A 1,140-nucleotide genomic window follows, 5' to 3' on the forward strand; every position below is an offset into this window, starting at 1 on the left:
GGGTTGAGCTGTGAGCTAACCAGCTGTAATTGTAACATTCAACACCAAGTCAACGTAGATATCCAGAACCCGTTGCATAATGTGATTGCAGATGGTTACGAATTACCCTTTTTGGAAAAAAGCTTTGATGTTGTGATACTCGCTCATCAGCTCGACTATGCAAGCGATCCACACCGTTTGTTGCGTGAAGTCGATAGAGTGATGATGGATGATGGCTATGTAATTATTACTGGATTCAACCCATTAAGCTTGACTGGATTAGCGAGTTTACTTCCATGGCGTAAACATAATTTGCCTTGGAGTGGACGAATGTTTACGTCGAACCGCATCAAAGATTGGTTAGGGTTACTTAATTATCAAGTGATTCATTGTGATCGTTATGCGCTGTTTCCGATGAAACGTTACCGTACGATGTGGACATGGTTGGAAAATAGTCTTGGTGATTGGGCATCACCCGCTGGGAGTTTGTATTACATAGTCGCGCGGAAACGGACATACCCTCTCAAGCCTATCAAACCGCATTGGCGCTTGAAGAAAAAGCTCACACCACTTGGGGTGATGAATCGAGAGGGTAACACTATGAGGAAAGAATCTCGCTAAGAGGGTTGGTAACCTGTATCTTCCTCAGTTGGGTTTTCTGCAGCAGTCCGGGCTAGCTCATCACACATTTCGTTCTCACGATGGCCTGCGTGGCCTTTTACCCAATGCCATTCAACTTGATGGCGTGCGGTTTCTTTGTCTAGAGCTTGCCATAAATCGGCATTCTTCACGGGTTTTTTATCCGCTGTTTTCCAACCACGCTTCTTCCAGTTATGGATCCACTGAGTAATACCTTGGCGCACATATTGGCTGTCAGTCGTTAAAGTGACTTTACAAGGTTGTTTTAACGTCTGTAGCGCGACGACAGCCGCCAACATTTCCATGCGGTTGTTGGTAGTTAACGTATAGCCTTTGGAAAGTGTCTTTTCTACGTCTTTGTAACGCAATACTATGCCGTAACCACCTGGTCCTGGGTTACCTAAACAAGAACCGTCAGTGAAAATCTCAACGTGTTTGGTCATATTTTTTGGTACTATTAGCCGAAACATTTAATAAAGCATAGTCTGACATACATAACCTTATGAATACCAGCAGCAATTC

Annotated in this window: 2 protein-coding genes; one reads left to right on the forward strand and one right to left on the reverse strand. The window is 44.0% G+C overall.

All coding sequences use genetic code 11. From position 1 onward, the window contains the following. On the forward strand, positions 1 to 600 hold a 600-nt coding region (locus R7P35_RS25565; RefSeq protein WP_318093223.1), incomplete at its 5' end, for a class I SAM-dependent methyltransferase. Here the strand turns inward: R7P35_RS25565 and rnhA are convergent. Next, positions 597 to 1,061, reverse strand: a complete 465-nt coding sequence (rnhA, locus tag R7P35_RS25570; RefSeq protein WP_005380384.1) for a ribonuclease HI — start codon at positions 1,059 to 1,061, stop codon at positions 597 to 599. The genes R7P35_RS25565 and rnhA overlap by 4 nt on opposite strands. Positions 1,062 to 1,140 lie beyond the last annotated feature (79 nt).

This window comes from Vibrio sp. Vb0304, from assembly GCF_033338995.1.
Taxonomy (GTDB): domain Bacteria; phylum Pseudomonadota; class Gammaproteobacteria; order Enterobacterales; family Vibrionaceae; genus Vibrio; species Vibrio alginolyticus.